Source organism: Brevibacillus brevis (genome assembly GCF_031583145.1).
Classification (GTDB): Bacteria; Bacillota; Bacilli; order Brevibacillales; family Brevibacillaceae; genus Brevibacillus; species Brevibacillus brevis_E.
The window spans coordinates 660,815-682,260 of sequence record NZ_CP134050.1; the positions used below are offsets into that span (position 1 = coordinate 660,815).

At 50.1% G+C, this 21,446-nt stretch carries 21 protein-coding genes and 1 pseudogene; 20 read left to right on the top strand and 2 right to left on the bottom strand.

Going from position 1 to position 21,446, the window contains the following annotated elements; all coding sequences use genetic code 11:
• The first annotated feature begins 89 nt into the window (after window positions 1–89).
• The 15 genes and pseudogenes from RGB73_RS03515 (at window position 90) to nadA (ending at window position 13,081) form a co-directional block, all read left to right on the top strand.
• A complete protein-coding gene (locus RGB73_RS03515) occupies window positions 90–302 on the top strand; it encodes a hypothetical protein (protein ID WP_310769223.1) in 213 nt (70 codons plus the stop codon).
• Window positions 292–648, top strand: a complete 357-nt coding sequence (locus tag RGB73_RS03520; protein ID WP_310769224.1) for a type II toxin-antitoxin system PemK/MazF family toxin — start codon at window positions 292–294, stop codon at window positions 646–648. Before RGB73_RS03515 ends, RGB73_RS03520 begins: the two co-directional genes overlap by 11 nt.
• An 846-nt stretch (window positions 649–1,494) precedes the next feature.
• Window positions 1,495–3,297, top strand: coding sequence for a group II intron reverse transcriptase/maturase (gene ltrA, locus RGB73_RS03525; protein WP_310764563.1), 1,803 nt, complete (start codon window positions 1,495–1,497; stop codon window positions 3,295–3,297).
• Window positions 3,298–3,403: 106 nt separating this feature from the next.
• Complete coding sequence (gene ssb / locus RGB73_RS03530; protein WP_310774106.1) at window positions 3,404–3,799, top strand: single-stranded DNA-binding protein; 396 nt, start codon at window positions 3,404–3,406, stop codon at window positions 3,797–3,799.
• 129 nt (window positions 3,800–3,928) lie between these two features.
• A complete protein-coding gene (locus tag RGB73_RS03535; protein WP_310769225.1) occupies window positions 3,929–4,978 on the top strand; it encodes a hypothetical protein in 1,050 nt (349 codons plus the stop codon).
• 197 nt (window positions 4,979–5,175) lie between these two features.
• Complete coding sequence (locus RGB73_RS03540) at window positions 5,176–5,727, top strand: hypothetical protein (RefSeq protein WP_310769226.1); 552 nt, start codon at window positions 5,176–5,178, stop codon at window positions 5,725–5,727.
• On the top strand, window positions 5,724–6,416 hold the full coding sequence (locus RGB73_RS03545; protein WP_024984520.1) for a PD-(D/E)XK nuclease family protein: 693 nt from the start codon (window positions 5,724–5,726) through the stop codon (window positions 6,414–6,416). Before RGB73_RS03540 ends, RGB73_RS03545 begins: the two co-directional genes overlap by 4 nt.
• A gap of 10 nt (window positions 6,417–6,426) precedes the next feature.
• Complete coding sequence (locus RGB73_RS03550; protein WP_310769227.1) at window positions 6,427–7,443, top strand: DUF932 domain-containing protein; 1,017 nt, start codon at window positions 6,427–6,429, stop codon at window positions 7,441–7,443.
• Window positions 7,444–7,515: 72 nt separating this feature from the next.
• Window positions 7,516–7,980, top strand: coding sequence for a hypothetical protein (locus RGB73_RS03555; RefSeq protein WP_310769228.1), 465 nt, complete (start codon window positions 7,516–7,518; stop codon window positions 7,978–7,980).
• Between the two features lie 154 nt (window positions 7,981–8,134).
• Window positions 8,135–8,500: a hypothetical protein gene (locus RGB73_RS03560; RefSeq protein WP_310769229.1), complete on the top strand. Its 366-nt coding sequence runs from the start codon at window positions 8,135–8,137 to the stop codon at window positions 8,498–8,500.
• Between the two features lie 135 nt (window positions 8,501–8,635).
• Window positions 8,636–9,301, top strand: a complete 666-nt coding sequence (gene radC / locus RGB73_RS03565) for a RadC family protein (RefSeq protein ID WP_396136195.1) — start codon at window positions 8,636–8,638, stop codon at window positions 9,299–9,301.
• Between the two features lie 104 nt (window positions 9,302–9,405).
• Entirely contained in the window at window positions 9,406–10,527 is a 1,122-nt protein-coding gene (dnaN, locus tag RGB73_RS03570; RefSeq protein WP_310769231.1) for a DNA polymerase III subunit beta, read from the top strand.
• Between the two features lie 59 nt (window positions 10,528–10,586).
• The gene (locus RGB73_RS03575) at window positions 10,587–11,111 is read left to right on the top strand and encodes a hypothetical protein (RefSeq protein ID WP_310769232.1); all 525 of its coding nucleotides are present in this window, start codon (window positions 10,587–10,589) and stop codon (window positions 11,109–11,111) included.
• A 14-nt stretch (window positions 11,112–11,125) separates the two neighbouring features.
• Window positions 11,126–11,966 (top strand): annotated as a pseudogene (gene nadC, locus RGB73_RS03580) (carboxylating nicotinate-nucleotide diphosphorylase).
• Window positions 11,963–13,081 carry a quinolinate synthase NadA gene (gene nadA, locus RGB73_RS03585; RefSeq protein WP_310769233.1) on the top strand — a complete coding sequence of 373 codons (1,119 nt, stop codon included), beginning with the start codon at window positions 11,963–11,965 and terminating at the stop codon, window positions 13,079–13,081. The pseudogene nadC and the gene nadA overlap by 4 nt, the downstream one beginning before the upstream one ends.
• A 57-nt stretch (window positions 13,082–13,138) precedes the next feature.
• Here nadA and RGB73_RS03590 read toward each other — a convergent pair whose 3' ends face one another.
• Window positions 13,139–14,368 carry an FAD-dependent monooxygenase gene (locus RGB73_RS03590; protein WP_310769234.1) on the bottom strand — a complete coding sequence of 410 codons (1,230 nt, stop codon included), beginning with the start codon at window positions 14,366–14,368 and terminating at the stop codon, window positions 13,139–13,141.
• Window positions 14,369–14,601: 233 nt separating this feature from the next.
• Complete coding sequence (locus tag RGB73_RS03595; RefSeq protein WP_310769235.1) at window positions 14,602–15,387, bottom strand: isochorismatase family protein; 786 nt, start codon at window positions 15,385–15,387, stop codon at window positions 14,602–14,604.
• A 533-nt stretch (window positions 15,388–15,920) separates the two neighbouring features.
• On the opposite strand from RGB73_RS03595, the gene RGB73_RS03600 reads away from it, so the two are divergent.
• The 5 genes from RGB73_RS03600 to RGB73_RS03620 all read left to right on the top strand — a co-directional run bounded on the left by RGB73_RS03600 (window position 15,921) and on the right by RGB73_RS03620 (window position 21,444).
• Window positions 15,921–16,742: an alpha/beta fold hydrolase gene (locus RGB73_RS03600; RefSeq protein WP_310769236.1), complete on the top strand. Its 822-nt coding sequence runs from the start codon at window positions 15,921–15,923 to the stop codon at window positions 16,740–16,742.
• Window positions 16,743–16,900: 158 nt separating this feature from the next.
• Complete coding sequence (locus RGB73_RS03605) at window positions 16,901–18,067, top strand: ABC transporter substrate-binding protein (protein WP_310774108.1); 1,167 nt, start codon at window positions 16,901–16,903, stop codon at window positions 18,065–18,067.
• 11 nt (window positions 18,068–18,078) lie between these two features.
• Entirely contained in the window at window positions 18,079–18,954 is an 876-nt protein-coding gene (locus tag RGB73_RS03610) for a branched-chain amino acid ABC transporter permease (protein ID WP_310769237.1), read from the top strand.
• On the top strand, window positions 18,951–20,735 hold the full coding sequence (locus RGB73_RS03615; RefSeq protein ID WP_310769238.1) for a branched-chain amino acid ABC transporter ATP-binding protein/permease: 1,785 nt from the start codon (window positions 18,951–18,953) through the stop codon (window positions 20,733–20,735). The genes RGB73_RS03610 and RGB73_RS03615 overlap by 4 nt, the downstream gene beginning before the upstream one ends.
• Window positions 20,728–21,444 carry an ABC transporter ATP-binding protein gene (locus RGB73_RS03620; RefSeq protein ID WP_310769239.1) on the top strand — a complete coding sequence of 239 codons (717 nt, stop codon included), beginning with the start codon at window positions 20,728–20,730 and terminating at the stop codon, window positions 21,442–21,444. Before RGB73_RS03615 ends, RGB73_RS03620 begins: the two co-directional genes overlap by 8 nt.
• Window positions 21,445–21,446 lie beyond the last annotated feature (2 nt).

Consider the following 21,446-nt stretch of genomic DNA (forward strand, 5'->3'; position numbering starts at 1 on the left):
GGAGGAAGTCTTTTTTCATTTTGCCCTCTTCCCTTGCGGTAAATCGTCCGTTTACCAATCAGGATGGACGACAATAGGAGGTGTTGCTTGTGGAGATTTCAAAGTATAATGGCTTTGAGGTGGTCTGTATGACAAAAATCGAATCCATCTTAAAGTCCATTATGGAATTGACCGAAACCGAAAAAAGGGAATTATTTTTTCGGTTATACTCTGAATTGGAAGAGATGGGATTCCTGAAGCTGAGTGAATCTTCACTTGCTGAATGGAATAGTAAGGAGGACGATGTATATAATGACCTATGAACAAGGGAGCATCGTCCTACTTCCCTTTCCTTTTTCCGATCTGGAAGGAATGGAGAAACGTCCCGCTCTGGTTCTGTCGAATGCAGACAGCCAAGAGAAAACGGGGCGTTTTATTTGTATGATGATAACTTCCGCTATGCCAGTTAATGAATACGATATCGTCATTCAAAACTGGGAAGCGGCAGGGTTATTAAAGCCTTCCGTTGCCAAAGTGAACAGAGTGTTTACCATCAATCAGGAACTGGTTATCAAGGTATTAGGGAAACTGGAACATTCCGATTTCTACACGATTTTTCAAGCGTTTTTTCGATTATTTCAGGAGCGCTCCACAAAATCTCAGGAATGATGTTGATTCATTCAGGAACGAAAGACTTTTCTACCGCTTTAGGAAGGAAGTCTTTTTTATTTTGCCCCCGTGCGGGCGAAACAATAGCACGAGCCGAGAAATCGGCGGAAAGGAGAAATCATGAATCGAGTAATTTTGATTGGTCGTCTGACGAAAGATCGTGCGACCTGTTTCCCTATAACCGCCTAAACGCGGGAAATGGGAGGGCAATCGCCCAACTCTGTCCCTGAGTGCAGGAATGACGGCACCATGTCTGCCTGAAACTGCACCGCTAAGACTCCTGCACGCGCCGGGTCTGGCAGGGCACGGGGTGTGAAGCCAGGTAAAGGCGGCTGAACCGCGCCTGGAGCCACCCGAGAGGGAAGGTATGGCGCGGGATAGGCCGGGCGGCTGAAAAGCCGGTCATGGTGAGAACGTCCAAAGCGGACTGACGAATCCCCGAATGTACGGGTCTAAATCGTCACGATGACCGAAAGGCACTGCCAGCGGGAGCTGGGTGGGTGGCGTGGAGTACGAATGGTCTTTAGGAAACACGCTATACCGGACAATGGCGGTATCCAGCCCACAGGCCCAGAGGGGTCACCTAAAACCGGCATGGATAGCTAGGGGACAGGGAACAGGGAAAGCGGCAGACACCCACACCAAACGGACTGCCATCCGGGGTGGTCGCTATAAGGCGGAAGCCGAAATGCGTTTGCTGCCGTGAGAGCGGGGGCGCGACTGATGAAGCTCCTGTAATGGGAGCGGAGGAACAGCCCCCAGTCTTGGGCGCCAAGAACCGATTTTCCAGCGAACTGCAAAGGTCGGGTAGGAACGTGGGGACATTCCGAAAGGAGGAATGCCACGGTGCAGGCTTTAAGATACTGGGAGTACTACGGGATGACCGATACCTTCACCAGACTACATGAAGAGGCGAAGCAAGGGAAGGGGTTCGTCCGCCTCTATGACATCATCACCAGCCGTGAGAACATCCTCCTTGCCTTCCGCACCATCAAAAGCAACAAGGGATCGGTCACACCCGGCACAGATGGGGTTACCATCGAGGATATTAAGAGGATACCAGAGGACGAACTGGTTGAAAAAGTCAGGCGGATACTCTCCAACTACCAACCCAAAAAGGTAAGGAGAGTGTACATCCCTAAAGAAGGCAGAAACGGCAAACGTCCACTCGGAATCCCATGCATGATTGACCGCATCATCCAGCAGGCGTTTAAGCAGGTACTGGAACCGATAACCGAAGCCCACTTCTACAAGCACAGCTATGGTTTCAGGCCGCTGCGCTCGGCACACCATGCGCTGGCACGAGTGCAACACCTCGTAAACCACGCAAGACTTCATTACGTGGTTGACATCGACATCAAAGGTTTCTTTGATAACGTCAACCACTCCCTGCTGATGAAGCAGATGTGGAACATGGGAATCCGGGACAGAAAGGTGCTCCGCATTATCATGAAAATACTGAAAGCCCCCATTGAGGGTGAGGGAGTACCGACCAAGGGCACGCCACAGGGAGGAATCATCTCCCCATTGCTATCCAACATTGTGCTCAACGACTTAGACCAATGGGTAGCAGGACAATGGGAGACATTCCGAACACGGCACCAATACAGCAGCAACGAAAAGAAAAACAGAGCCCTCAAGGAAACCAATCTCAAAGAAGGATACATCGTCCGCTACGCGGATGATTTCAAAATCCTTTGCCGGGACTGGAAAACCGCCCAAAAGTGGTACCACGCCGTCCGCCTGTACCTGAAAGACCGCCTGAAACTCGACATCTCCCCCGAAAAGTCCCAAATCGTGAACCTTCGGAAACGAAAATCCGAATTCCTGGGTTTCACGATATGGGCGATCAAAAAGGGTAAGAAATACGTGGCGCACACGGGCATCCGGGACAAGAAGAAACAGCAAATCAAGAAACAAGCCAAGGAACTCATCAAAAACATCCAGAAATCCCCGACAGCCCAAAATGTGCTACGATACAACAGCTTCGTCCTAGGAATCCATAACTACTTCAAGAAGGCAACACACGTAAACATTGAATTCTCACGCATTGCCTACGACCTAGGCAGGTTCCTGTATAACAGGCTCAAGGGTCTCTCCAGATACGAGCATCCCGAAGACCCGCCACCGACGTACACCAAATTCTATAGGAATGCCTATAGAACGTACAAGGTGGCAGGGGTTTATCTCTACCCGCTGGCAGACGTACAGCATGAATGGAACAGTTATCAATTCAAACAAGAACTAACCCCATTCACTATGCAGGGTAGAGAACTCATCCACAAACGACTACAGGGTGACGTGGAATGGGAACTTCTCAAATTGATGAAGTCCCACATTCCAAACGCAACGGTACAGTATATGGACAACCGCCTAAGCCACTACAGCATGAAGATGGGCAAGTGTGAAATAACGGGCATGTTCCTCTTCGCCGAAGATGTACACTGCCATCACTATCTGCCCAAGCATCTTGGTGGCACGGATGATTTCGACAACCTCAGAATCATCCACAAGGTTGTCCATAGACTGATACATGCCACAGACCCTGAGACGATCCGGAACCTGCTGATACGAATCATGCCATCAAAGACGGTACTGAAGCGCATCAACCAGTATCGGAAGAAAGCTGGGCTGGAACTTATCGGTTAAGTAAGCACCCAAGATGGAACGCCGTATGAGGGGAAACTCTCACGTACGGTGTGAAGGAGGGGAAAAGGCGGCGATAACATCAAAGTCTTACCTATTCCTATCGGAGATGCGCTACACGACAAGCGGAATCGCTGTTACGACGTTTACGCTGGCCGTGAATCGCCCGTATGCCAATCAAGAAGGAGAACGGCAAGCGGATTTTATCAACATCGTAACTTGGCAAAAACTTGCCGATCTGTGCGCAAACTACTTGCGCAAGGGCCGACAAGTTGGGGTGGAAGGAAGGCTGCAAACCCGGTCATACGAAAACCAGGAAGGCCGAAAAGTATACGTGACAGAGGTTGTGGCGGACCGTGCTTATTTCCTTGATAAAGCACAGGATGATCAAGCAAACAACCCGCATTCTAACCATGATCCTTTTGCCTCGGCAGATCCATTTGCCGATCCTTTTGGTGGCTCAGGAAAACCAATCCATATTACGGATGACGATTTGCCGTTCTAGGGAATGGTCATCGCAGGACACAAAAGACTTCTCTCTGATGGTTTGGGAGAAGTCTTTTTGTATACACCAAATCCCTCGTGCGGGAGAAAACAATAGCACGTTGGCCGAGAGGCGAAGAAAGGAGATTCCATGAATAACCCACTGACGGTCATCGATGGACAGGAAACTCGCTTGATGGAGGGCTACAGTTCCCAAGAGATGCACGCTGTCTTGCAGGAGATGAAACAAAAACTCAATCTGACACAGCAATTCTTCAAGGAAGTCATGATTGAGGGGCAAGACTACGGCGTTCTGGAAGGTACTGCGAAACCCACGCTGCTGAAAGCGGGTGCCGAAAAACTATGCGAACTGTATGGCTTCTCACCGATCGTAAAGATGATCGAAGAAACGGCGGAAAGAGATACCGGCTACTATCGGGCTCGGGTAACGATTAGCCTGATCCATCGACGCAGCGGGGTGACCATTGCCGATGGGGTTGGGGAAGCCAATACCATGGAAAGCCGATACCGCTGGCGTTGGGTCTACGAAAACGAGTTGCCGAGGGGGATTGATAAAAACTCCTTGGTACAGAAGAGTTTTCCGAAAAAGAACGGAAACGGAACCTATATCAAATACCGGATCGAAAATGAGGATCTCCACTCATTATGGAACACCGTACTGAAGATGGCCAAGAAGCGCGGCCTGATTGACGCGGTGCTTTCTGCAACCCGTTCTTCAGGTATCTTTACCCAGGATGTAGAGGACTTGAAGGATTGGGCGGAAGCAGCTCCATCGGATGAACCCAACCCACGACGTGAGAATGGAACGCCCGGTCACAACCGAAACGAAAGCAGAAGGGCGTCGAACCGGCCGCAAGGACAAGAAGGGAAGCAACCGCCACAAAATCAATCCGGTGCTCATAAGGAACACGCTGCCATCACTCCGTCTGATACGCCCCGTTGGATTACGGGAACCGTAACGGATGTGCAAGGAACGGCCATCAACGACACACCTTGCTTTATTTTGTTCCTGCATAACGGCAGCAAAGTCCTGATTCCGGAAGATCATCCGGTGGCCCAACAAGACTTAAACAACTTGATGGGGGGACAATTGTTAAAGTTCCTGACTCGCACGATGGGAGATTTTGAGGCAATTGCTGGCCGCAGCGGACAAGAGATTCAGGAGGTGCGCAGTGCATGAGCATTTTTCCTGAAATCTTTGACGTAGCGAATGGTTTCCATCTCTTGGCACAGCAAAAGGCTGCGCCGAGAGGTGAGATTCGCATCCATTGCCCGTTTTGCGGAGAGATTGTCGGTACAGCAGATCGCGGGTTCCATCTTTACCTGAATCCTGTCAAGAATACGTTTCACTGCTTCCGCTGCCAGGTAAAAGGGGGCGTGGCAAAATTTATCGGTCTTCTGCAGGGAAAAGGAGAACAAGAAGTGATCAATGAATATAAGGCCAAACATGAAGCCGCCAGGAGGAAAAAGCGGAAGAAAAAGACATGGGCAGATCATCCGGCCATGAAGCTTTCCGCACACCAATGGAAATTGATGGGCTTTCTCGGGAAGATCGACGGGAAAATGTTTTACACCAACCCGCATTATGCACATGCTGTTCTACAGTGGGCATGGCGGGAGTGGCAACTATTCACGTCTGAGAAATCGAAGGAAGCCTTCCATGTCCTTCTGATTGGCAAATACCTGGCGAATGAAAAAGCTGCGGAGGATTTTGTCAGGAAAACCGAGAAAGAAACCGGTATTGAAAGTCTTTGGGAGCGCGCCGTGAAGATGCATCAGCTCCCCAAGGATTTGTGGGCGGAATGGGCCAAACGAGCTGATGTCACCGTTCGCGAACTTGTAGAAGCAATTCGGAACGAAGAGAAAGCGTCAGATTTGGAAAGTACCATTCAGCGAGAGCTGCAAAAGATGAAGGAGAGAACGGCGTGAGCTGGAAATGGAGCTACAGCCGACTCTTCAAATATGACTCCTGCCCCCATGCGTACTATTTCCGGTACGTGTTGGGGATGCCGGAGAAGGAAACGGAAGCAATGGCGAACGGGAAGCAATTCCACGAAGTCATTGCTTCTTCTGTTTTAAGGCAGCCGCCGCCGGTGGGAATTCCGAAAGACGTGCAGGAGTTGGCATTAAAGGCGTATCGAATGTTGCAAACCCACATTTTCAAAGGGGAAATTGTAGCGGTCGAGCGTGAAATCGTCACTCCCATTACGGAAACGGATCTGTTCCATGTGGTGATTGATCTCATTGTCCAGTACGATTTGTTTTCCCTCACAATTTACGACTGGAAAACATCCTGGGCAGTCTATGAGGTCATGCAGAAGCCCAAGCAACTGCTTCTTTATGCTTGGAGCGCGTGGCAATCCGGTCTTTACGCTTCGGAGGTCGCTTATCTGTTTCCAAGGAAGAATGTCATCAAAACCGCACAGGTAACGCCTGAAGCGATTGCGGAAACCCTCGAATGGGCCAAGTTGAAGATTCACCAGGCGAGAGCCGCCTATCAGGAACTGAAAAAAGGGACACAACCGGAGATAGCTTTCCCGCCCAAATTGGGAAGCAGCTGCACCAACTGCAGCTTTATCCGCGAATGTCCCATGACGAAAAAATACCAAGTTCATTGAGGAGGAATGAATGATGAATTACATGCACAATGCAGGAGAAAATTTCAAGCGGATTTTGGACGAACTGAACCGTCAAGCACAGCAAAAAGAAGATTTCGTTGTACCGGCTAATCAGGTACGGATGCGTGACGATGGACACTTTACGTTCCAGACACTTTTTACGAATGCGGTCGCCAGCCCGGCAACTGAATGGGCGGAAAACCAGATGTATCAAAAACTGGAGTTGCCGGCTCGCTTCATGCGCCGCTGCCCAAGTGATTTGAGGGCAACGAACTTTAACTACTTCGCAGAGCGGCTGCCAGGGGACGAGGAATGGATGTTGCGTACGTATCGGTCACGATCCGAACAACTGGGCCCCATGATTCGTGGTGCCTTGTCCAAGGATTACAGCCGGTTTGATGATGATCAGTTCCTCGGCATGATCGAATCCATGATTGGGACAGAGGAAGACCATCGGATTTCATACTGGTACCGCGATGAGCGCGGCATGCACCTGCGTATTGTGTTCCCTGATCTGACAAGAAATATCGGGAGAACACTGGAGGGTCGACCGGATGTCCACATGGTAGGGGTCCATTTGTCCAACTCCGAAGTGGGGGCTCGCTCGGTTACGATCCAACCGATGGTATACCGCCTGGTTTGCTCGAATGGCTTGATGCGCTGGACCCATGACGGGGACGTGTTCAAGCAGCGCCACATTCACCTGCGGGAGAAGGAGATGTACGCCCGGGTAGCCGAAGCGTTTACGTCTGCCGTCAAAGCCGGGGATGACATGTTGGAACGGGCTTTGGCTGCCAAAGAGGTCAAGGTGGAAAACCCGCTTGATTTCATCAAAACGCTGGCCAAGGACAAAAAATACAGTCAATCCATGACGGATACCATCACCAGTAATTACATGATAGAACCTGGTGACAGCCTGTTCTACGTCATGCAGGCCATGACCCGTGCCGCCCAAACTCTTCAAGGGGATGCTCGGGTGGAGCTGGAACAAGATGCCGGCGAACTGCTCACCAAGGTAGCTGTCTAACAGAACGAAAACGAAGAAGCCGATCTGCATGGGTCGGCTTCTCCCATGATCAAAATGGAGGAGGAATATTGCATGAACATGAACGGTCAAACGGTGATTTTTCCATGGGATGAACCGATGGGTATCGAAGCGGTAGCATTGGTTGATGAAGGAACAATCCCAGTGGATCTTCCGGAAGAAAACAAAGAAGAAAATCACAAACAGGCTCAACAATTGGCGGCTGAGATTCTACATTTGGAAGCGATATTGAAAGCCAAGAAGGAAGAGTTAAAGCAGTATGTTGAGCAAAACGGAAAAGTCGTAGTGGGAGACACCCAATTTGATTTTGTCCCGTCTTTTTCGTGGGAAGGGAATTGGGAAGCTCTTGCCCGACATATCCGGGAAAAAGGGTTGAATCCGTTTGATTTCTTCAAGCTGGGATCAACAGAGGCCACGAAGCTCATGAAAAAGACAGGATGGGACGAAGAGCAAATGAAAGAACACGGTGTCTTTCGTGTCATGTCCGGTAAGCAATTCCGCTCATCCAAAGTGAAATAACAATAGGATGAAGTCAAGAGCTTTCATCCGTGTACCAAGGGAAGAAAAATCCAAAAGTGTAGTTGTCATTGTAAACGGCAAAGGACTAAAAAGCCAGTAACTCTTAGAAGAGCTGCTGGCTTTTTCATTTTTCCAAACCGAAAGGGTGGCTTTCATGGAAAAAGACAAACAGCAGCGGGAAGGAATCGATATTTCATCCTTCGCGCAAGAAATGGGGATCAAGATCCCGGTATTCGTATCTCCTGTTCTATGGAGGACTTATATCGAACCGGAAGAGGCGATTTCCGTCGGCCAAACCAAAAATGGAAGAATCTGGGATATGTTGATGAAGCTGAAGGATTACATCATGGGTCGCGTATTGGTTGATTCCGAGACGATTCACTTTTCTGTTCATTTCGTGATCAACGGAAATTTGACCATGGTTTTCCTCAAGGCCACGTTTCACAAAGACGCAATAGGAAAAAACGCCATCTTCATCAAGCTGCCGGATGAAGAGATAAAGGAGATTGCCATTGGTTAAACCAGTTTGGCTAGGATATTGACCCACTCCAATCATCAAGAAACTTTCGCCTACCACCGTGGCGGTAAACGTGTGGCTCAAACATGGGCCACACGGCCCGGTTTGAGTAGGGAGGTAACAGTGCAACAAATTGACATGTTTCAGTACGAATGCTTTGCAACGGATTTTGTCCAAAAAGCCAAGGAAAGCGTATCGTTCTACGGGACGAAGGAAGCAAATCTGAACGATCTGTTGACGATCATTATCGGAAACGAAGCGGATGCTGTAATCATTCATAAGTTAGCTGGCATCGGGATTCAACAACTCGCTTCGATGTCTGCCCATGAAATCATGGAGCTTGTGCCCATCAGTGAAATGGCAGCACAGCGGATCGTCGCCTCCTTTGGATTGGCACACAAATATGTAACCAGCCCAAGAGAGAAAAGGATTTCCATTCGTCTCCCGCGTGATGTAGCGGAACTAATGATGCCTGAAATGAGGTACTTAACGCAGGAACATTTTATATGTCTGTTTCTGAATACAAAAAATCGTGTAATCGGTAAGCAGACAATCTTTATCGGAAGTTTGGATGCATCGGTTGTCCATCCCCGAGAGGTTTTTAAAGAGGCGATCAAGAGGAGCGCAGCAAATGTGATTTGTCTGCACAATCATCCGAGTGGTGATCCCACGCCCAGTCGAGAAGACATAAAAGTAACAAAAAACCTAATGGAAGCAGGAGAAGTTGTTGGCATCCCATTACTGGATCACGTCATTATTGGGGATGACGGATACATTAGTTTAAAGGAACAGAGGTACATATAGTACCTTGAGGTCACGATTTGTACAAATCAGTACCTTCCACAGGGGGAAAAACGTGTGGCTCGAACGATGGGGCCATATGGCCCCGGTTCGAGGAAGGAGAAAATATGAAGAAAATTGTGATCAAGGATTCAGAACGCTTAATTGCTGATCTTTCGAAAGCGTACCGGGCCGTTGCAAAACAGACGACGATTCCGATTCTCACCGGTTTTCATCTCCAATTCACGGGAGAATCTTTGACCATTACCGGCTCGGATACGGATAACACCATCCAGATTACGGAAGAAAACAATTGCTCATCATCTAAACCGTGCGCGATCGTCGTACCGGCTCGAATATTCCTGGACATTGTGCGTAAGCTGCCGGCAGGTGAGATCCAGCTGAAAATTGGAACAAATGAGATCTCCATCTCTGCAGGGAAATCGACTTTCGAGATTAAGACAATGGAAGCGGATGAGTACCCTTCTTTTCCCTTTGACGATACAGGCGTTTGTGTTGAGATCCAAGCATCGGATTTGGCAAATGGGTTACGTTTGGGATACGCATGCGCGGTATCGACTACGCGTCCCACTCTGCAGGGAATCCATATTTTTGGTAAGGAAAAGGCAGTAACGTTTGTTGCAACGGATGCTCACAGGCTGGGAACGTGGACCGTTCAGTTGGAACAAGTGATCCCGCTACCCAAGATGATTTTACCTGCAAGAGCTGCTGAAGAGATGATCAAGCTGGTTGAGGATGCGACCGATAAGGTCACCATCCACTGCACGGAGAACACGTTGCGAATGTCTCACCAAAACGTGACATATGTGTCACGACTGATTTCGGGTACCTATCCGGATACATCCAGGGTAATCCCGACCAATTTTTCCACCACATTTGTGGCAAATCGGGATGAGTTAGTCAAGGTGCTGGAGCGGGTGAGTATCGTCTCCAAGGAAGGAAAGACCAATATGTGTCGCTTGCAGGTGATCCCATCCGCAATGCCTTCTTTGCTCATTTCGGCCAGCCAGGAGGGAATGGGAAAAGTACAGGAGGAAGTGTTTATCTCGGATCTCGAAGGCGAAATGTTTGAGATGAAGTTCAGCACGAAATATCTCCTGGATGCGTTGCGCCATATGAATGTGAAGGAAGTTATGTTTCATGCATCTGGAGTCAATGCACCGCTCATTATACGGCCGACAGGTAATGAACCAGGGTTTGCCCTGATACTACCTGTACGGTCGGTATAACGCACAAAGCAGAAGGGGATTTCTTAGTCCCCTTCTGTGCTTTTGAAAGGATGTATGGAATGAGGAAGAAAAGATTCTCGACCCACGTATTTTTAGAGCAGCTTCAGAAGCGCAACATGCAATCCAAAATGCATCGAAAGCAAACTCCTGGAATGTTTCGCATCATCGAATACCTGTACGCAGGCGTCGATGCGTCCAAAGTCGATTTTGACAGCTTTACACTGGACGAATTGGAATACGTCTACAATGAAGCCCACGCTTTGTATTCGATGGAAGACATCTACGAGAAAATGACGGCAAATGCCGGAATCGTGCGGAACGAACAAGGACTGACGTCGCTGCGAAACTGGCTGGAACAATTTGACTTTTTGCAGATCGATCGTTCCCGATTGTCAAAAGAAAACATCGAAATCGTCAATATGCTGACGGTGGGCTGGTTGATTGCCTCCTCCGCTTTGGAGCGAAAGGAAAGTATCGGCAGCCATTACCGCTCCGATTGCCCGCCGGCAGAGCCAGCCGGTGACGAGCATATCCGCAGGGAAATTTTGCGGCAAATCAATCAGGAACGAGTATCGCGAAGATGAGGAGGAGAGACGGAATGAACAAATTGCAGCTGCAGAAAATGCTGGAATCTTTCCTGCTGGAGGATATCGGCTCCGGAGATTTGACCAGCAATGCGATTTTCCCGGAAGCCAGCAAGGGAAGAGGTGTGTTTTTGGCAAAGGAAGAGGGCATCGTCTCGGGTCTGGAGGTCATTCGGGAAGCGTATCATCTGCTCGAGCCGGACATGCGCGTGGAAACACGCTATAAAGACGGCGACCCGGTGAACAGAGGCGACGTCATCGCGGAGGTGTACGGGCCCATCCGATCCATTTTGTCGGGAGAACGGCTCGTTTTAAACTTGCTCAAGCGCATGAGCGGGATCGCCACGATGACGCGCAAGTGCGTGGAGGCTCTCGACGACCCTTCACATTTGCGATACGAGAAAAACCGTTCCTGGCCTGAGGATGCTGGACAAATACGCCGTCAGGTGCGGCGGGGGGAAGAACCACCGCAACGGCCTGTATGACGGAGTGATGATCAAGGACAACCACATCGCCTATTGCGGCTCCATCACCCGAGCCGTTCAGGCCGTCCGGGAAAACCTGGGGCACATGGTAAAAGTGGAAGTGGAGACGGAAACGAAAGAAGAAGTGCTGGAAGCGGTGGAAGCCGGGGCGGATGTCATTATGTTCGACAACCGCACGCCGGAAGAAGTGCGGGAATTTGCCAAACTTGTACCCGCTCCCATCGTCACGGAAGCGTCAGGGGGAATCCGTCTGGACAATCTGGCTTCCTACCGAAACACCGGGGTCCACTACATCTCCCTGGGATTTTTGACCCATTCCGTCAAAGTGTTGGATATCAGTTTGCAAGTGCACGAGGGGGAGAAAAAATGAATTTCCTGGAACTGGTTCAGCAGCAAAGCGGCAGCATGATGCCGGAGCATTACAAAACAATGGCAGTGGAAGAAATGGAAGCGGAAGTCCGCCGCATCAAGGAAAAAATGGGCAGCCGGCTGTTCATCCCCTGCCATCATTATCAAAAAGATGAGGTCGTGCAATTTGCCGATGCCATCGGAGATTCCCTGCAGCTGGCGCAGATCTCCGCGAAAAATACGGAAGCGGAGTTCATCGTATTTTGCGGCGTGCACTTCATGGCAGAAACAGCCGATATTCTGACGAGCGATGAACAGAAAGTGATTTTGCCCGACATGTGGGCGGGCTGTTCCCTGGCGGACATGGCCGATCTTCCGCAAACCGAACGGGGTTGGGAAGCGATGCAAAAGCAGTTTGGCGATACCATTCTGCCGCTGACCTATATCAATTCCACAGCCGCCATCAAAGCGTTCGTGGGTGAACAGGGCGGTGCAACCGTGACTTCCTCCAATGCCCGGCCAATGCTGGAATGGGCATTTACCCAAAAGGAACGGGTGCTCTTCTTGCCCGACCAGCACCTCGGCCGAAACACGGCTTACGATTTGGGGATCCCCCTGGAGCAAATGGCGGTCTGGGACCCGGTTCAGGAAGCGTTCGAATGCGCCGGCGATCTGGACCAGGTCAAAATCATCCTGTGGAAAGGGCACTGTTCCGTCCACGCCCTGTTCACTCCGGAAAACGTGAAACATGTCCGTACCCGTCATCCCGACGCCAAGATCATCGTCCATCCCGAATGTGCGCGGGAAGTGGTGGCGCTGGCCGATTTCGCCGGGTCCACGAAAACCATCATCGACATGATTCAAAAGGCGGAGCCGGGCAGCAAATGGGCGGTCGGCACGGAAATGAATCTGGTCAACCGGTTGGCGAAGCAGATGCCGGACAAGGAAGTGTTTTCCCTGAATCCGGTCATGTGCGCCTGCCTGACGATGAACCGGATTGATCTGCCGCATTTGCTGTGGGCCCTGGAAAGCCTGGAAAAGGGAGAAATCATCAATCCGATTACAGTCGATCCGGATCTTGCAGCGAAAGCAAAATGGGCCCTGGATCGGATGCTGGAGCCGAAAACGAGCTGTTGATTGCTCAGCCCACAGCCGGAAGACGGCTGTTCTTCTGCTGGAGCGGGATTCAGGTTTTTATACGGACGCTGCAGACTTCCGAAAACGCTGGGGGCAAGTGGTTGCGTCGTATTCGTATACCCACTCGGCGCTGATGCCGACTGCGTTGGGATTTTCCGCCTGTCTTTCCTTGAGCGCAAGATCCCGGCGGCGCTGCTCTTCCGGCGTTTCCAGGTGATACGTACGTCCTCTTTCACGGGATTGGAGCTGGACATCCCGGGTACGGCTGAGGCGTTCTGTTTCATAGGCTTTCAGGGCCAAGGGGACGTTTCCATCAAAATAAACGAGTGCCTCCGAAAGAACGTACGCGTCCTCGATCGCCATGGCAGCACCCTGGGACAGGTACGGAAGCATGGGATGTGCAGCGTCGCCCAATAGCGTCGCATGGCCTTTGGACCACTGTTTCATCGGGTCGCGGTCGTACAATCCCCATTTGAAAACCTGTGAATTATCCGTACGTTCGAAGAGACGAATCAGGTCGGAATGCCAGCCGTCGTACGCCTGAAGCAGTTCCTGGGTGGAACTGGGCTCAGTCCAGGATTCCTTCACCCATTCATCGGTCTCTTTGCAGGCCACAATATTGACGGCCTTGCCGCCCTTGACGTAGTAGGTAACCACATGCGCCTTGGGTCCAAACCAGAACGTGACGGCCGGCAGCACAATAGGCAGCGGGAAGGAATCGACCGGAACCAGCGCCCTCCAGCACATGTGCCCCGTAAACGCGGGGGCATCCTTGCCCCACAATGCCCCCCGGACGACAGAACGGATCCCGTCCGCGCCAACGATGAGGTCCGCCTCGAATTCCGATCCGTTGTCAAAGACGGCTACGGCCCTGTCATCTTTCAGTCTGACATCGACACATTTGACGTTAAAAGTGATGCAATTTTCCGGTAGTCCTTCAGCCAGGATACTGTGCAGGTCTGCGCGATGTACATGGTAGTACTCGGCGCCAAAAAGATTGACGAAAGTATCCTTTAAGGGAGTTCGAAACAATTCTTCACCTGTTTCCCAACTGCGGCCCACCATCGCTTCCGGCAAGAACCCAACCTGCTCAATCCCGTTTTCAAGACCGAGTGATTTCAGTACCTTGACCGCATTCGGCGTCATTTGGATTCCGGCCCCGACTTCCCGAAATTCCGCTGCCTGTTCAAACAAATGAAAGGAAATACCCCGGCGCCACAAGGATCTTGCCAAAGCGACCCCGCCAATCCCTCCGCCGACAATACCGACACGTAAAGACGTTTTCATGCCTTGCTCCCCCCACTAAGATTTTTGCCCGGAGAAAGAGTGAATCTGCATCAACTTGCAAAACCTTTCAACTTTTGCCGAAAACACCCCCCAAACAATATTCTAACTAGTTCAAACTTACAAAATATTGTTTAAAATTTTGATTTTGATTATACTTGGAATGCAATTTGAAAGTCAACATGTACGTGGGAATGTTATTGCGCGGGGGAAAGAGCAAGGATTCGAAAAGGCCTTTACTTTGTTTTTTTCGCTGAACCCGTCTCATTCAGAAATTGAATCACCTTTTCCAGCTTCACGATGTCTGCGTACCGTGCATTCAAGTCCAGCAAGGTCGATCTTTGAATGGATTCGGAGCGGTCGCCGACTGCTTCTTCCGGAATGATGACCCTGTAGCCGCGCTGCAATGATTCCACAGCTGTGGCCCGGATGCTGCCGCTCGTGGTGGTTCCCGCCAAGATGACGGTATCGATTTCCCGCTGTTTTAGAAACTCCTCCAGCGGAGAACTAAAAAAATCATTAATGTAAACAGTTGCATGAATCATGTCATAGGTGAAATCATCCAATTCCGGATGGATTTTCACCCATGCGGTATTTCGGTCAAGCAGCTGGATGTAAGGGAATTTTTGCCCCCACAGGTAGGAGAACTTTTCTGCAGCGTCATAGATGGTTTTGGTAAAAACGACGGGGCAATGATTGGCAAAAGCCGTTTTAATCAACTGTTTTGCCGCTTCGATCTGCCCGCTCTGCTGAATCGCCAATTTGGAATTCAGATCGGTAAAGGCCAGTGTGAGGTCGCGGACAAGCACGGCAGGTTTGCTTCCAAATCCGATCAGTCCTGAAAACCCCTGCTGCGAGTATAGATGCTGTATCTCATCCAAAATGTATCTGCGTTGGCCCCCAGGCGTATAGATTACAGTCAATCCGTATCCTTCCACGACACCGTCATGTTCCAGTCTGCGCAAGGTGCTTGCCGAGACGCCCAAAAGTTTGGCTGCCTCGGAAATATTTAACAATTTCATTGTAAATGACTCTCCTCCGATACTCTTACACCTGGATCAAAAGAAAACGATTGGGTAAGTTTGATAAGTTTTAATCCCTCCACAAAGGTTATTATATAGAAATAGCTGCCAAGTTGAATATAGCAAAGATTTTTTGTACATAGAATCATTTTTTTGTCGGGAGGAACATTCCGCATTGCCCGAAAACCCTTTGCCCGGAACTGAACGGGAATGGCTTTTTGGGACAGGTTGTTCCGTTTTTGCTTGATGAGGTGTAAAAGCGTCGGAATTGCTGCTTTGCGCAAGTTTGAAATGAATTCAGTCCCGATGCCTTGGGAAACTGGCTGGAAAAAATCTGAAAAGGATATATTGACGAGGGAATTTTGTCTGAATATAATGAATTACAACAAAAATCTATAAGTTTATAAAGTTTTATGCTGATTATTTACCTATATTTCGTGATTTTTACGCAAATATAAGCAATAAAAACAAAAATCTATAAAGTTGGATAAGTTTTTGGAGAGCAAAACTTGTCCGGATTTCGGGAGGGAGTCATGTTGAACGAAAAGGAACCGTTTGAACACGTTTACGTCAGAGGCCTGAACGCGGATATTCATTTGCTTGCCAAAGGCGACAGGAATGGAGTGCCGGTTATCTTTCTTCCGGGGATTACCAGCTACAGCATGTCCTTTGCGGAAATTTTAAAACGGATGCCGGAAAATTTTTATTGTTTGTCCATGGATATCCGCGGGCGCGGAAAATCCAGCTGGCCCAAGCAGGGATACCGGATGCAGGATTACGTCGAGGATTTGCTCAATGTGGTCAATGCGTTGACGGGAAATCCGACAGCTCCCTTTCTCGTCGGCCATTCGATGGGTGCGAGAATTGCAGCCGGTTTTGGCAGTACATACTCTTCACTCATTTCCGGCATCGTGCTCATCGATCCTCCCATTACCGGTCCCGGTCACCGGCAGATTTATCCCAACTCCCTTGCGATGTTTCTTGAACAGAAAGCTGCCGTGGAAGAAGGGAAATGGGAGAAATTCCAAAGTTTTTACCCGAACTTCACGGAAGAACAGCGGAAAATCCGCATCACCGAATACCAGAACGTTTGCCAGGAAGCGATCATCGAATCCTACAACAACTTCATCAAAGAGCCTTTTCAGGTCCATGTGAAATTGACAACATGTCCCATGCTGCTTTTGGCAGCAGACCTTGGCGATACGATTCGTCCCGAAGAACTGGAAGAACTGAAGTCTCTCAATCCCAACTTGCAGGCGATCGTAGTTTCCGGCGTCGGCCACATGGTCTACAAGGAGGCGCCAGAGGAGACATCCGATCATATCCGTTCTTTCATCCGGGATCATCTGAACTGACGGTTTATCATCCGAAAAGGAGGTGGGCGACCTTTTTGCGCACCGCAGATCCATACGCAAATGCAAATCCGATTCTTCGCAAAAGGAACGATCATCAGGATCTGGCTATCCCATATTTTTCAAACTCAAATGAAAAGGGGTTGCGACCATTGAAAAAAATGTTTTCATCGTTGTCAGCAGTGCTGCTGCTTTCGCTGGTTCTTTCCGGCTGCGGAACGAATCATGCAGCGTCATCGGGAAACGGGGAAGGTGGCGGAGGCGAAACGCTGAGTTTGGGATACGTCGGGGGATTGAGCGGGGCGACCGCCGCTTTCGGTATTCCGGCGTTCGATGCGGTCAAGTACGCGGTAAAAGAGATTAACGACAACGGCGGCATACTCGGGATGAAGGTGGAGCTGATATCGGAAGACGACGAGGGGAATCCGTTCAAAGGTCAGCAAGCCATCGACAAAATGGCGAACCAGGACATCCAGTACGTGATCAGCGGATCAAGCAGCGCGGTCGCCTTGTCACAAGTGGCCAAAGTAAAAGAAAACAACATGATCGCTGTGTCGCCAATCGCTTCTGATCCGGCCGTGGTCTCGGAAAATCCGCGCTTCTTCGTCAATTTGGCCAACAATAACCAGTTTGGCTGGGCTGCAGCCCACTATGCCGGGAAAGAGATGGGAGTCAAGGAAGTTATCGCGTTTATCCGCGATGACGCTTATGGCACCAGTATTTACAAAGCTTTTCAGGAAAAAGCTGCAGAGCTGGGGATGAACATCGTCCAGGAATTCAAGTACCCCATCGATGCGAAAGACTTTAACTCGTACATCAGCCAAGGCATCAGTTCGCATCCTGACGCCCACATCTTCCTGTCGGGCTATGCAGCTGACAGCGGATTGATTGCCAAACAGGCCAGGGCGCTTGGTTACGACAAACCGTTGTTCGCGACAAACCCGATCTCCAGTCCGCAGTATTACGAAATCGCCGGTGACGCTTCCAACAATACGATTATCAGTGCTGCCTACATTTCCGACGCCACGATCGGGGAAAAAACGAAAACCTTCATCGAGGCGTGGCGAAAGGAATTCAACCTTGACCCCAACGTTTATCAGGTACATGGATACGACTCCGTCTACATCCTGAAGAGCGCGATCGAAAAAGCGGGTTCCGTCAACCCCGAGGACGTGCAAAATGCGCTGCTGGACGTTCAAAACTTTGAAGGAGCATCCGGGGTTACTTCCTTTAACAATGACGGTTCTGCGACAAAACCGATTTTCATGGTGAATTGGGACAGCGGGAAGCTGAAATTGGAAAAAATTCTGGAAGCCGGTTCGTACTAAGGAGGGCTACGGTGTATTTTGACATATTCGTGAGTGGTCTCGCCGTCGGATGCATTTACAGTTTGATCGCCATGTCATACAGCCTGATTTTTCGTTCCTCGGGTGTACTGAATATGGGGACAGGGGAGTTTGTGATGATCGGCGGACTGGTCGGGTTCAGTCTGATCTCCCAGGTCACGGAAAATTACTATCTGGTCACGTTGTTGACGATGGCCGTTGCCGGTCTGGTCGGATACCTGTCGAATGTGCTGGTTTTTCATCCGGTGCAAAAGCGCGGCGGTCAGGCCATTCATGTCCTGATTGCCAGCATCGGAATCATGATCATCCTGCCGCAGATCGGGGCCTTGATCTGGGGAGCGGAGCCGTTGAGTTTTCCCGGCAGGCTGTCTGCCGGGCAGGTGGAACTGGGGAGCGCCAAAATTTCCGGGATCAGTTTTCTCATTATTCTGTTAAGTTTTGTCATCATGGTTTTGTTCCAGCTGTTCTTTAAGTTTACTCGCCTGGGCCAGGCGATGAGAGCCATTGCCGACGACCGCGTCATGTCCCAACTGCTCGGGGTGAATTACCGCAAATACATCGCGCTGATTTTCCTGGTGGCAGGGGCTTTGACGGGAGTTGCCGGGGTATTGTTAGGCCCCCTCTACTATGTCTCGTATGACATGGGGATCATCGGCATCAAGGCGTTTGCGGCGGCAGTGCTGGGCGGTTTTGGCAACATTATGGGAGCGGTTATAGGCGGTATCCTGCTCGGATTGATCGAGGCATTCGGGGGAACGATGATCAGTTCGGAATTTCGCGACCTGATTTTATACGCGATTTTGATTCTGGTGCTGTTGATACGCCCTGCCGGATTACTCGGGATTAAACAACGGAGGGATACCGCTTGAACAAAAAACGATTCCAATCATATGGACCGATTTGCCTGTATGCGATTCTCTTTCTGCTGGCGGTCGTTCTGGTTGATTCCAATTACTACTTGTCGCTGTTTTCCCAGGCAGCCATTTATACGATTTTGGCAGTGTCGCTGCAACTGATATTCGGGTACGCTGGCCAGGTTAGTCTGGCCCAGGCCGGTTTTTTTGGCATCGGGGCATATACATCGGCCATTCTCACGCTGCATCTGGATGTGCATTTTTTGGTTGCCTTCCTGCTATCGGGAATCGCGGCTGCACTCGCCTCGATTATCCTGTCCCCGATGGCGAAACTCTCGGAAATCTACTTTGCCATGTCTACTTTCGCCTTCAACCTGATTTTAACAATTCTGTTTGCCAACGGCGGAAGCTGGACCGGAGGGTGGAACGGACTGACCAATATTCCCTATCCTGACATCCTGGGCTGGTCGGTAGACAGCAAAAAGGAGTTTTTCATCCTCGCGTCCATTTTGTTGATTGTCCAGTACGTTTTTATGGTACGGCTGACGGAAGGAAGATTGGGCCGAAACTTCCGGGCGATTCGTGACAACCAGTTGGCGGCTGCTTCTGTTGGCATCAATATCGGCGCCACCAAAACAAAAGGATTTGTCATCGGCTGTTTTTGGGCCGGTCTGGCCGGCAGCGTAATGGTGCACATGTACGCGTTTATCAGTCCGGAACCGTTCCAGTTTATCGAATCGATCACCGTGATTCTGATGGTGGTGCTGGGAGGTCTCGGTTCCTTCACTGGAGCTCTTCTGGGAGGATTCGGCGTCACGTTCTTCAACGAATTTTTAAAAGAAATCCCCTTGTACCGGCCGATCATATACGGGGCGAGCATCGTGCTGATGATGATTTTCTGGCCGAATGGCCTGTACGGCCTCTTGCAAAAATGGTTGAAAACGGCGAAGGGGCGAATGCCTTCGGTCAAATCCGCGGTCAATTTGAAGCAAATTTTGTCCCGCTCCAAAGCGGAAAACAATGAAATCCTGAAACTCGAACAGCTAACGAAACAATTCGGCGGCATCAAGGCGCTGACGGATGTCAGCCTGCAGGTGCGGTCCGGAGAAATTTTTGGATTGATCGGGCCGAACGGGGCCGGAAAAACGACATTTATCAATATGGTAACCGGGCTGGAAAGGCCGACATCGGGGAAAATCTTTTTTCAGCAGAAAGAGATCACCGGGAAATCGATGAATGAATTGAGCAGCATGGGCATGGTCAGAACTTTCCAGACCAGCAAGCTGTTTGAAAGCATGACGGTCCTGGAAAATGTGACAGCGGGAATGTCGAGCAAATTGAAAAACGATGTCGGAATGGCGCTCTTGCAAAACCAAAAGTTTCGTGCCGAAGAGGAACATGCTGTCAACGTTGCCTATCAACTGATCAAGCTGACGGGTTTGGAAGACAAGGCGTTTGAATTATGTGCCAACCTTTCCTACGGGCACCGCCGCCTGGCGGAGATCGCCCGCGCCTTGGCCTCGCAACCGGAAATCCTGTTTCTCGATGAACCGGCCGCCGGTCTCAACCTCAAGGAAAGGGAACAACTGCAAGCATTGATATTGCGGTTGCGTGATGAATTCGGAATGACCATTTTTATCGTGGAACATGATCTGAATTTGTTGTCCAACATCTGCGATCACATGGCTGTGTTGAATTTCGGAGTAAAGATCGCCGATGGCAGCCCCGAGGAAGTGATGCGGAATCCGGACGTTGTGCAGGCGTATTTGGGAAGGAGGGACAAAAAGCATGCTTAAGGTTGAGCATTTACGAGCCTTCTACGGAAAAGCACAAGCGCTGGAAGATATCAGTTTTGAAGTAAACCAGGGAGAAATTATCTGCATTCTCGGAAACAACGGGGCAGGCAAATCGACCACTTTGATGTCAATCAGCGGCGTAATGAAGCAGAAAGAGGGGGTGATCCATTTTAAAGGAAGCGATATTGGCAAAAAGCAGCCGCATGAGATCGTCGCTCTGGGGATTTCCCAGGTTCCCGAGGGGCGACGCATCTTTCCCACTTTAACCGTGGAAGAGAATTTGAAAATGGGCGGCTTTCTGAAAAAGCGAATCGACAAGGAAAAAATAGGCGAAATTTACGAACTCTTTCCACGGTTGAAAGAACGAAAAAACCAGTTGGGGGGAAGTCTCAGCGGCGGTGAACAGCAGATGCTGGCGATCGGCAGAGCGCTGATCAGCGAACCGCAGCTGCTGATGCTCGATGAACCCTCGCTGGGTTTGGCACCGCAAATCATCGACATGATCTTTGACAGCATCATTTCCTTGCGCAAAAGGGGAATGACGATTTTGCTGATCGAGCAGAATGCCGAACTCGCTTTGGAAGTTTCCGATCGGGCCTATGTCATTGAACTGGGGAGAACGGTGTTGACAGCAGACAGCGAAACGCTGCGGAAGGATCGGTCCATTCAATCCATCTACATGGGACAGCAACATCTGTTGCATGGTTGATG

What these genes read in the sequence shown, in the direction of transcription:
- RGB73_RS03520 (WP_310769224.1), top strand. Translation starts at nt 292, where the DNA reads ATGACCTATGAACAAGGGAGCATCGTCCTACTTCCCTTTCCTTTTTCC.
- ssb (WP_310774106.1), top strand. Translation starts at nt 3,404, where the DNA reads ATGCGCTACACGACAAGCGGAATCGCTGTTACGACGTTTACGCTGGCC.
- RGB73_RS03535 (WP_310769225.1), top strand. Translation starts at nt 3,929, where the DNA reads ATGAATAACCCACTGACGGTCATCGATGGACAGGAAACTCGCTTGATG.
- RGB73_RS03550 (WP_310769227.1), top strand. Translation starts at nt 6,427, where the DNA reads ATGATGAATTACATGCACAATGCAGGAGAAAATTTCAAGCGGATTTTG.
- RGB73_RS03555 (WP_310769228.1), top strand. Translation starts at nt 7,516, where the DNA reads ATGAACATGAACGGTCAAACGGTGATTTTTCCATGGGATGAACCGATG.
- RGB73_RS03560 (WP_310769229.1), top strand. Translation starts at nt 8,135, where the DNA reads ATGGAAAAAGACAAACAGCAGCGGGAAGGAATCGATATTTCATCCTTC.
- radC (WP_396136195.1), top strand. Translation starts at nt 8,636, where the DNA reads ATGTTTCAGTACGAATGCTTTGCAACGGATTTTGTCCAAAAAGCCAAG.
- dnaN (WP_310769231.1), top strand. Translation starts at nt 9,406, where the DNA reads ATGAAGAAAATTGTGATCAAGGATTCAGAACGCTTAATTGCTGATCTT.
- RGB73_RS03575 (WP_310769232.1), top strand. Translation starts at nt 10,587, where the DNA reads ATGAGGAAGAAAAGATTCTCGACCCACGTATTTTTAGAGCAGCTTCAG.
- nadA (WP_310769233.1), top strand. Translation starts at nt 11,963, where the DNA reads ATGAATTTCCTGGAACTGGTTCAGCAGCAAAGCGGCAGCATGATGCCG.
- RGB73_RS03590 (WP_310769234.1), bottom strand. Translation starts at nt 14,368, where the DNA reads ATGAAAACGTCTTTACGTGTCGGTATTGTCGGCGGAGGGATTGGCGGG.
- RGB73_RS03595 (WP_310769235.1), bottom strand. Translation starts at nt 15,387, where the DNA reads ATGAAATTGTTAAATATTTCCGAGGCAGCCAAACTTTTGGGCGTCTCG.
- RGB73_RS03600 (WP_310769236.1), top strand. Translation starts at nt 15,921, where the DNA reads ATGTTGAACGAAAAGGAACCGTTTGAACACGTTTACGTCAGAGGCCTG.
- RGB73_RS03605 (WP_310774108.1), top strand. Translation starts at nt 16,901, where the DNA reads ATGTTTTCATCGTTGTCAGCAGTGCTGCTGCTTTCGCTGGTTCTTTCC.
- RGB73_RS03620 (WP_310769239.1), top strand. Translation starts at nt 20,728, where the DNA reads ATGCTTAAGGTTGAGCATTTACGAGCCTTCTACGGAAAAGCACAAGCG.